This is a genomic window from Rhodoplanes elegans (genome assembly GCF_016653355.1).
Lineage (GTDB): Bacteria > Pseudomonadota > Alphaproteobacteria > Rhizobiales > Xanthobacteraceae > Rhodoplanes > Rhodoplanes elegans.
In genome coordinates this window covers 1-8,745 of sequence record NZ_NHSK01000105.1, presented here as the reverse complement: position 1 = coordinate 8,745, position 8,745 = coordinate 1, and the positions used below count along the sequence as shown (strand labels likewise).

9 protein-coding genes are annotated in these 8,745 nt (G+C 69.2%); 2 read left to right on the top strand and 7 right to left on the bottom strand.

Going from position 1 to position 8,745, the window contains the following annotated elements; genetic code table 11:
* Nucleotides 1-70: 70 nt before the first annotated feature.
* Together CCR97_RS13950 and CCR97_RS13945 are read left to right on the top strand one after the other, a co-directional pair.
* Nucleotides 71-517: a tripartite tricarboxylate transporter TctB family protein gene (locus CCR97_RS13950; protein WP_170145888.1), complete on the top strand. Its 447-nt coding sequence runs from the start codon at nucleotides 71-73 to the stop codon at nucleotides 515-517.
* 7 nt (nucleotides 518-524) lie between these two features.
* Nucleotides 525-2,033 (top strand): tripartite tricarboxylate transporter permease, encoded by a 1,509-nt coding sequence (locus CCR97_RS13945; protein ID WP_111357885.1) that lies wholly within the window; start codon nucleotides 525-527, stop codon nucleotides 2,031-2,033.
* A gap of 157 nt (nucleotides 2,034-2,190) precedes the next feature.
* Here CCR97_RS13945 and CCR97_RS13940 read toward each other — a convergent pair whose 3' ends face one another.
* The 7 genes from CCR97_RS13940 to CCR97_RS13910 all read right to left on the bottom strand — a co-directional run.
* Nucleotides 2,191-3,177, bottom strand: a complete 987-nt coding sequence (locus CCR97_RS13940; protein WP_111357886.1) for an isochorismatase family protein — start codon at nucleotides 3,175-3,177, stop codon at nucleotides 2,191-2,193.
* Between the two features lie 34 nt (nucleotides 3,178-3,211).
* Nucleotides 3,212-3,895 (bottom strand): resolvase, encoded by a 684-nt coding sequence (locus CCR97_RS13935; RefSeq protein WP_111357887.1) that lies wholly within the window; start codon nucleotides 3,893-3,895, stop codon nucleotides 3,212-3,214.
* Nucleotide 3,896: 1 nt separating this feature from the next.
* Nucleotides 3,897-5,240, bottom strand: coding sequence for a dihydroorotase (locus tag CCR97_RS13930; protein ID WP_111357890.1), 1,344 nt, complete (start codon nucleotides 5,238-5,240; stop codon nucleotides 3,897-3,899).
* Nucleotides 5,241-5,432: 192 nt separating this feature from the next.
* Entirely contained in the window at nucleotides 5,433-6,245 is an 813-nt protein-coding gene (locus CCR97_RS13925; protein WP_201159579.1) for an ABC transporter ATP-binding protein, read from the bottom strand.
* The gene (locus CCR97_RS13920) at nucleotides 6,242-7,054 is read right to left on the bottom strand and encodes an ABC transporter permease (RefSeq protein ID WP_111357888.1); all 813 of its coding nucleotides are present in this window, start codon (nucleotides 7,052-7,054) and stop codon (nucleotides 6,242-6,244) included. The genes CCR97_RS13925 and CCR97_RS13920 overlap by 4 nt, the downstream gene beginning before the upstream one ends.
* Nucleotides 7,055-7,071: 17 nt before the next feature.
* A complete protein-coding gene (locus CCR97_RS13915; protein WP_111357889.1) occupies nucleotides 7,072-8,082 on the bottom strand; it encodes an ABC transporter substrate-binding protein in 1,011 nt (336 codons plus the stop codon).
* 299 nt (nucleotides 8,083-8,381) lie between these two features.
* Nucleotides 8,382-8,745: ferredoxin (locus CCR97_RS13910; protein WP_201159578.1), on the bottom strand; the 364-nt coding region annotated here is incomplete at its 5' end.

Below are 8,745 nucleotides of genomic sequence, written 5' to 3'. Positions count from 1 at the left end.
GGGTGGGGGGAACGCCGCACGATCGAACGCAGCGATCCTGCCACTTCAGTCACGACACAGGGAGGTGCCCGTGCAACTGCGTCTCACGACCGATCTCGTCACCGGCCTCCTGTTCGTCTCGCTCGGCCTGTTCGCCATCGTGTACGGCTGGAACTATCCGATCGGCACGCCGTCGCGCATCGGCCCCGGCTACTATCCGCTGCTCGTCTCCTCGGGCCTCGTGCTGCTCGGCCTGATCCTGGTCGGCCGCTCGCTCGTGATCCCGGGCGATCGCATCGAAGGCATCGCGCTGCGGCCGCTCGTCTTCGTGCTGCTCGGCACGGTCCTGTTCGGGCTGCTGGTCGAGAAGGCCGGCTTCGTGATCTCCGGCATCCTCGTCGTGGTGCTGGCGCGGCTCGCCGATCGCGACTTCCGCCCGCTCGAGGTCGCGCTGCTCGCCGCCGGCCTCGTCGCCTTCATCGCCCTCTTGTTCTGGCTCGGCCTCAGCCTGCCGCTCCATCCCTTCCCGCGCTGGTGAGCCCACCATGGACATCCTGAGCAATCTCGCGCTGGGCTTCTCGGTCGCGCTCGATCCGATCAATCTCGTCTACGCGTTCCTGGGCGTGCTGCTCGGCACCGCGATCGGCGTGTTGCCCGGGCTCGGTCCGGTCGCAACCATCTCGATCCTGCTGCCCGTCACCTTCACGCTGCAGCCGCAGGCGGCCATCATCATGCTGGCCGGCATCTACTACGGCGCCGCCTATGGCGGCTCGACCACGGCGATCCTGGTCAACCTGCCGGGCGAGTCCTCCTCGGTCGTGACGACGCTCGACGGCTATCAGATGGCGCGGCAGGGCAAGGCGGGACTGGCGCTCGCCACCGCCGCGCTGTCGTCCTTCATGGCCGGCACGATCGCGACCTTCATCATCGCCTTCGCGGCGCCCGCCTTGGCCGAGTTCGCGCTCGACTTCGGTCCGGCCGACTACTTCTCGCTGATGGTGTTCGGCCTCGTCGCCGCCGTGATCCTCGCGCACGGCTCGGTCGTCAAGGCGATCGGCATGATCCTGGTCGGCATCCTGCTCGGCACCATGGGCATCGACGTGAATTCGAGCCTGCCGCGCTTCACCTTCGGGGTGCCGCAGTTCGGCGACGGCATCGACTTCGCCGTCATCGCCATGGGCATCTTCGGCATCGGCGAGACCATCGCGAATCTCGGCCGCGGCGCCGAGGCGCGCGAGTACGTGAAGGACTACAAGGGCCTGTGGCCGGCGCCGCACGACCTGAAGGCGATCGTCAGGCCGGCGTTGCGCGGCACCGCGCTGGGCGCCGCGCTGGGCATCCTGCCGGGCGGCGGGCCGGTGCTCGCCTCGTTCTCGGCCTATGCGCTGGAGAAGCGCATCGCGCGCGAGCCGGATCGCTTCGGGCGCGGCGCCATCGAGGGCGTCGCGGCCCCGGAGGCCGCCAACAACGCCGCCTCGCAGACCGCGTTCATCCCGCTGCTCACGCTCGGCCTGCCGGCGAGCCCGGTGATGGCCCTGATGGTCGGCGCTCTGATGATGCACGGCCTCTATGCCGGCCCGCAGCTCATCGCCGAGAAGCCGAGCCTGTTCTGGGGCCTCGTCGCCTCGATGTGGATCGGCAATCTGCTGCTCGTCGTCCTCAACCTGCCGCTGGTCGGCGTGTGGGCGCGGCTCCTCACCGTGCCGTATCGTCTGCTCTACCCGTCGATCCTGCTGATCTGCTGCATCGGCGTCTACTCGATCCGCAACGACGCCCTCGACGTGATCATCGCCAGCGTGTTCGGCCTGGTCGGCTACGTGCTGCAGCGCCTGCAATGCGAGCCGGCGCCGCTGCTGCTCGGCTTCATTCTCGGGCCGCTCATCGAGGAGAACCTGCGCCGCGCGCTCCTCATCTCGCACGGCAGTCCGGCGGTGTTCGTCGAACGTCCGATCAGCCTCGCCTTCCTGATCCTCACCGCCATCGTGGTGCTGATCCTGCTCCTCCCCGCGATCCGCTCCGGCCGCGAGAAGGTCTTCGTGGAGGAGACGAGCTGAGGAGGCCGCCCGCGCCGAGTCCGTGTCCCGGCGAAAGCCGGGACCCAGGGGCGACACGGCAAGGCGTCGGCGAAACACCTCCCCCGACGCTCTGGGTCTCGGGTCACGGCGCGTTGCGCCGCGCCCGGGACACGAGCCCAGAGCGAGTTGCCGGCGCCTACAGCGTCACGCCAGGCTCGAAGAACTCGACCTTGGTGCCGTCCGGATCGGCGACGTAGATGGTCAGCCCGTAGATGCCGTCGTGCAGCGGCTGGAAGAACGTCACGCCCGCCGCCTCGAGGCGCGCCGCGAGGGCGCGCACGTCCTTCACCTGGAACGCCATGTGGTCGATCTGGCGGGCGCCGGCGCCACCCGAGGTGAGCGCCAGCCCTTGCACGAAGGGCACGAAGGGCCGGCCGTCCGGCAGCGGCTTCGCCACCCGCGGCGTGAAGCCGACGAGGTCCGCGTAGAAGCGTTTCGAGGCCTCGATGTCGGCGACCTGCAGCAGCATGTGGGCGAACGACACGATGCGCGGCGCCAGCTTGGCGTCGACCCAGGCGCTCACGTCGCTCGACCCGGCGAGCACGCAGAAATACTGCGCCCACACCTTCTGGGCCGTCTCCTCCCAGGCCGCGTTGACGCCCGAGATGCAGTCGGTGACGGCGACGACGTCGTAGTCGCGCAGATAGGCCTCGCGGATCGACGTCTCGACGCAGGCGTTGGTCGTCGTGCCGGTGACGAACAGGGTCGTCACGCCGAGCTGGCGCAGCAGGATCTCCAAGCGCGTCTCGTGGAAGGCGCCGAAGCGGTGCTTGCGCAGCACGAAGGTCGGCTGCTTGGCGGCGAGATCCTTCAGCTCGTCGACGATCGCAGCGTCCCAGCTCCCGGCGAGGCACGACACCTGCTTGCGCCGCGCCGTATGGGCCGCGAGCTTCTTCCGCGCCCGGCTCGCGTCGACGGCGAAGTGCTCCTGCACGGTCCAGATCACCGGCACGCCGGCGGCCTGGAACTTCTCCACCAGGGCCTTGGTCGGTCCGACGATGGTCTTCAGCCGGCCGACATCGACGCCGGAGACGCCGAGCGTGCCGTTCTCGTGCAGGAAGCCGTTCTGCATGTCGATGACGAGCAGCGCGGCGCTCTCGATCTCGATGGCGTCCAGCGACATTCTTTGCTCCTCGGCCGGCAGGCCGGCTCTTGGTTCAGGGGTTCGACGGTGTGGCGGTCGATGGTGTGTCGAGCGGCCATGCGCCGGCCCATTGCGCGGCGGGCAGCGCGAAGCCGGTGGCGAAATCGTTGCCGGCGCGGTCCTGGCCGCGCACCAGCCAGAGCGGCCGGGTCGCGAGATTGACCAGCACGCGGCGCTCGGCGCCGCACTGGTTCTGCGGCGCCCGCGGATCGCGGAGATAGCGCGAGGTCGCCGGCATGTAACGGAGCGCGAGGATCGGCCCGGACGCCAGCGGCGCCGCCGGCGCGGCGCTCGCGAGTCGCGTGATGTCGACGAGTCGCATTGCGCCGTCGGCGAGCGTGAGAAGAACCAGCGCGCCGGCGAGCGGCTCCACCGGCCACCACACCGCCTCGTCGTGATCCAACGCGGCGGCGTCCGAAAGGATCTCGCTGTCCCACAGCACCAAGTCCGGACCGAGCACCGCCGCGACCGGGTCGAGCACGGCGTCGCTCTCGCCGATGTCGAGAAAGCTCCACGCGTCGGCCACGCAGGCGTGGCGACCGAACGGGTTGTGAACGCCGCACAGAAGCTCCGGCCACGGTCTTTCGGCCAGGGCCCGGGCCGCGGCGGCGCGCACCGGCGCGAGCAGGCGCTCCGGCAACGGCGGGGCCGCCGCCCAGCCGGCCTCTCGCCACGTCTCGGGCGAGGCCGTCGTCATCTCAGTCCGGCCGGATGATGCAGCGGCCGCGGCCGTAGCTTTCCGTGACCACGCCGTTCTCGTAGATCACGTCGCCGCGCGACACGGTGAGCACGGGCCAGCCCTTCAGCGTCCACCCCTCGTAGATGCAGTGGCCGTGCCCGGTGTGGTGCACGGTGCGCTCCTCGTCGAGATCGACCAGCACGAGGTCCGCATCGGCGCCCGCCTGCAAGGAGCCCTTCCGCGGCCACATGCCGAAGCGGCGCGCCGGATGATACGCGTTGAGCTGAACGAGGCGCGACAGCGACAGGCCGCGCTGGTGCACGCCGAAATGCAGGAGCAGCGACAGCTCCCACGGGAAGCTGACGACCCCCGGCACCTCCTTCCAGATGTCCTCGCCCTTCTTGGGAACGAACGGCACGTGATCGGTGCCGAGGCTGTACACCGAGCCATCGAGCACGCCGCGCCAGAGGCCTTCCAGCTCGCCGCGGTCGCGCAGGGGGGGCGAAATCTTCGCCTTCATGTCGAGGTCGGGATCGTAGCAGGTGCGGGTGAGGTAGTGCGGACAGGTCTCTACCGTCACGTCGATGCCGCGGCCGCGCGCCTCGGCCGCCAGCACCGGCCCCTGCCCCACCGAGGTATGGACGAGATGCAGCGGGCAGCCGGTGCGCTCGGCCAGGAAGATCATCCGCTTGATGGTCTCCTCCTCGCAGAAGGCCGGGCGCGACTCGCTGTAGACGCCGAGATCCTGGCGGCCCGTCGCCTTCATCTCGTCCTTGAGCCACGTCGCGATGCCGGTGTTCTCGCAATGGACGCTGATCACGCCGCCGGGGATCTGCTTCAGATGCCGCATGGTGGCGTAGACCCAGCCGTCGGTCGCCGGGACGATGCCGATCGGATTGTCGGGTTCGTAGCCGAAGTAGCACTTGAACGAGCGCACCCCGGTCTCGCGGACGATGTCCGGGATCTCGTGGATGTGCTCCTCGCGCTGGATGCCGAAATGGAAGCCGAAGTCGATCAGGCTGTTGGCCTCACCGACGGCGCGGCGCTCCTTGTAGAACGGCACATAGGGGCCGCTCTTGTTGCGGATGTACAAGAGCACCGTGGTGACGCCGCCGCTCGCCGCCGCCGCCGTCTCCGAGCGCATGTCCTCGTCGTAGGGGTAGTTGACGCCGAGATGGCAGTGCGGGTCGATCACGCCCGGCATCAGCACGCGGCCCTCGGCATCGATGACGCGGGCGGCGTCGGGCAGCGCATCGTTGGTGCCGGTGAGGACGATGCATCCGTTCGTCACCGCGACGCCGCCGAAGAACTCGCCGTCGTGATCGACGACGCGGGCGTTCTTGATGACCAGATCGGCCTTCATGGGAGGTCTCTCGATGGGGGTCGGTGTGGAGTGGCGCGATGGGTGGAATGGAATTCGAACTTCGGACTTGGCCCCGTCATCCTGAGGTGCTCGCGCAGCGAGCCTCGAAGGATGCGGCCCCGAACACGGGCCGTCGCCCTTCGAGGCCCGGCTTCGCCGGGCACCTCAGGGTGACGGAGCCGGTCACGGCGGCTACCCCTTCGTCAGCACGCCGCGGGCCTCGAAGATGCCGCGGATCTGCGACATGTGGTCGATGAAGGTCGGATCGGTGCGGCTGCGCCAGCTGCGCGGCCGCTCGATCGCGACGTTCAGGTCGAGATCGACGCGGCCGGGGCGCGGCGACATCACCAGCACACGGTCGGCGAGGAAGACGGCCTCCTCGATCGAGTGGGTGATGAACAGCACCGTGTTGCCGACCGACAGCCACATCGCCTGCAGATCCGTGATCATCTGCTCGCGGGTGAGCGCATCGAGCGCGCCGAACGGCTCGTCCATCAGGAGGAGGCCGGGCTCCTGCACGAGCGCACGGCAGATCGCGGTGCGCTGGCGCATGCCGCCCGACAGCTCGCTCGGATACTTCTCGGCGAAGCCCCCGAGCCCGACCTGCTCGAGCAGGCGCTCGGCCTTCGGCAGATAGTCCTGCTTGCGCCAGCCCTTGATCTCGATGGGCAGCAGGATGTTGTCCATCACGGTGCGCCAGTAGAGCAGCAGGTCGGTCTGGAACACCACGCCGACTTTTGCGTGCGGTCTTTTCACCTCCTCGCCGTCCACGAGAATGCGGCCCGTGGAACACCTCGCAAGGCCGGCCACCAGCGACAACAGCGTGCTCTTGCCGCAGCCGGACGGGCCGACGATGGCGACGAACTCGCCCGGCGCGATCGACAGATCCACCTGGTCGAGCGCCAGGAGATCGCTGCCGTCGCGCAGCTCGTAGGTCTTGGTGACGTTCTCGATCGCGACCGACACGCCGTGCAGGCGGGTGGTGGCGGGCGTCGGATCCTTCATCGGGCCGCCTCGCGCTGGAACACGGCCCGCTTCTCCAGCGCCTCCAGGCTCCAGAACGTGATCACGCCGAGCGCCGCGATGACGATCATGGCGGCGAAGCTCAGCGTCGTGTCGAACTGCGAGCTCGCCTGCAGCTGCAGGTAGCCGAGCCCCTTCTCGGCCGCCACGTACTCGCCGATCACGGCGCCGATCACCGACAGGCTGATGCCGACCTTGAGGCCGCCGAACAGGCTCGGCAGCGCCGCCGGCAATCGCACCTTGACGAAGGTCTGCCACTCGTTGGCGCCCATCGAGCGCACCAGGCTCACCATCGTCTTGTCGAGGCTGTTGAGCCCGACCACGGTCGCGATCACGATCGGAAAGAAGGCGAGCAAAAAGGAGAGAAACAGCTTCGGCGCGTAGCCGTAACCGAGATAGAGAACGAGCAGCGGCGCGAGCGCCACCTTCGGGATGGTCTGCAGCGCGACGAGGAGCGGGTAGATGGCTCGCTCGAACAGTCGCGAGTAGAAGATCATCAGCGCCGTGCCGACGCCCGTGACGGCCGCGATGGCGAAGCCCGCCACCGTCTCGAACAGCGTCACGCCCGCGTGGGTGGCGATCAGCCGATGATCGGTCACGATGCGCCCGAGGATCTGCGAAGGGGTCGGCAGGATGAAGCTGGAGAGCCCCGCGAGCGGCGCCCCGATCTCCCACACGGCCAGGATGAGCAGCGCCAGCACGGGCGCCGCCGCCGTCTCGGTGATGGCGCGCACGATGTGCCGCTTGCGCCGCTGCTGCTGGATCGTCACGCCGATACCCCGCTGTGCCACCGATGCCGCGGTGTCGCTCAGGGTCCGAGCAGGGCGTTGGTATAGAAGGTCGCGGCCGGCTTCGGCGCCTCGATCTCGCCGGCGGATTTCAGCAGCTCGAGCGCGTCTGTGATCGTGCCCTCCTCGATCCAGCCGATCGGCTTGCCGGCCGTCACCGGGATCGCACCGACCGTCGCCTTGACCTGCTCCAGCACCGCCGTCTCGCTCGGCGGCGACGCCCAGGTCTTGCGGATCGCCTGGGTGGCGGCCATCGGGTCGGCCTTGGCGGCCGTGACGGCCTCGGCCGAGGCCTTGAGGAAGCGCTTCAGCACGTCGGGCTTCTTGGCGAGGTGCTGGTCGCTCGTCACCAGCGCCATGCCGGGCACGGCGAGGCCGTAATCGACCATGTCCATCACGACGAAGTCGACGCCCTTGTGCTGCTCGCGGATGATCGGCAGGTCGTTGGTCTGATAGACGCTCACCACGTCCACCTGCTTCTGGATGAAGGCGGGCACGCGCGCCTGCGCGTTCATCAGCGTGCGCTTCACCGAGGCGGGATCGACCTTGTTGAGACGCAGGAAGGCGTCGAGATAGCTGGTGCCGGTCTCGCCGACCGAATGCGCCACCGTCATGCCGGCCAGATCCTTCGGGGTCTTGGCCGGCTTGTCCGGATAGGTGATCAGCGTCACCGGGGTCTTGGGGTGGTAGAGCGCGACGATCTTGACCGGCAGCCCCTTCTGGATCGCGCTCAGCGCGAACACGCCGGGCAGGATCACGATGTCCTCCTGGCCCTGGATCAGCGCGCCGAGCGCGGCCTGGGCACCGGCCCCCTCGCCGAGCTTCACGTCGAGCCCGGCCGCCTTGAACAGCCCCTTCTCCTGCGCCAGAAAATACGTGCCGTACTCGCCTTTCATCTTCCACGAGAAGCGGACATTGACCGTGTCCTGGGCGGCGGCCGGCGCCACCGGGCCGACAAGGGCAGCGGCGGCGGTGGCCGCAGCGAGAGCGAGGACGGCGAACGTTCGGCGTGACGGGCGAGATCCGAGCATGTCGAGGTCTCCGGTTGGCGTGCCGGACCCGATCCGGATCGGGGCGATCGCGGGGTCGGTCGGCCGGAACGGCGGGCGCCTCGGAGAATGCAAGAAGCGCGCCGCATACTCGTCATACAAAGCCGGGACGAGTGTGGGTGCCGGGCGCGGGGCTGTCAAGGAAACGGCCGGCGACATGACGCCGTAGCGCCAGCGCGCGTCGTGGCGCGCGGCGGCGTGCGCCGACGGGTTCGACCGCACGGGCACGGCGCCAACGCGCCATGCCCCCTACGATCTGTGCTCGATCGAACGTTCGGCGGTCAGCCGAAGGCTGCGGCGCGTTTGCGCAGGTCGTCGAGGTCGGGCTCGCTCGGGTTCTTCGGCTCGCCGGGATGGATGATGCCGACCGGGCAGCTCTCCGCCGCCTCGACGAGCTGGCGGTAGGTGCCGGCCGTCAGATCGCCGATCATCGCCTGCTTGTTGCCGTCGTAGACGAACATGCGCGTGTTCACCTGCAGGCAGGCGTTGCAGCTCGTGCAGCGCGGCGTCTCGATATAGGCCTCGCCGCTCGGCGCGGCGGGCGGCGCGGGCGCCGGCTTCGCCGGTTCCTTGCCGGCCTCCTTGGCCGGCGCCTTGGCGGCGGCTGGGGCCGAGGTTGCGGCCGCGACGGGCGCCGGTGCCGGA

Bases quoted from the DNA above. Each gene is read 5' to 3' on its own strand.
- CCR97_RS13945 (WP_111357885.1), top strand. From the start codon at position 525: ATGGACATCCTGAGCAATCTCGCGCTGGGCTTCTCGGTCGCGCTCGAT.
- CCR97_RS13940 (WP_111357886.1), bottom strand. From the start codon at position 3,177: ATGTCGCTGGACGCCATCGAGATCGAGAGCGCCGCGCTGCTCGTCATC.
- CCR97_RS13935 (WP_111357887.1), bottom strand. From the start codon at position 3,895: ATGACGACGGCCTCGCCCGAGACGTGGCGAGAGGCCGGCTGGGCGGCG.
- CCR97_RS13930 (WP_111357890.1), bottom strand. From the start codon at position 5,240: ATGAAGGCCGATCTGGTCATCAAGAACGCCCGCGTCGTCGATCACGAC.
- CCR97_RS13925 (WP_201159579.1), bottom strand. From the start codon at position 6,245: ATGAAGGATCCGACGCCCGCCACCACCCGCCTGCACGGCGTGTCGGTC.
- CCR97_RS13915 (WP_111357889.1), bottom strand. From the start codon at position 8,082: ATGCTCGGATCTCGCCCGTCACGCCGAACGTTCGCCGTCCTCGCTCTC.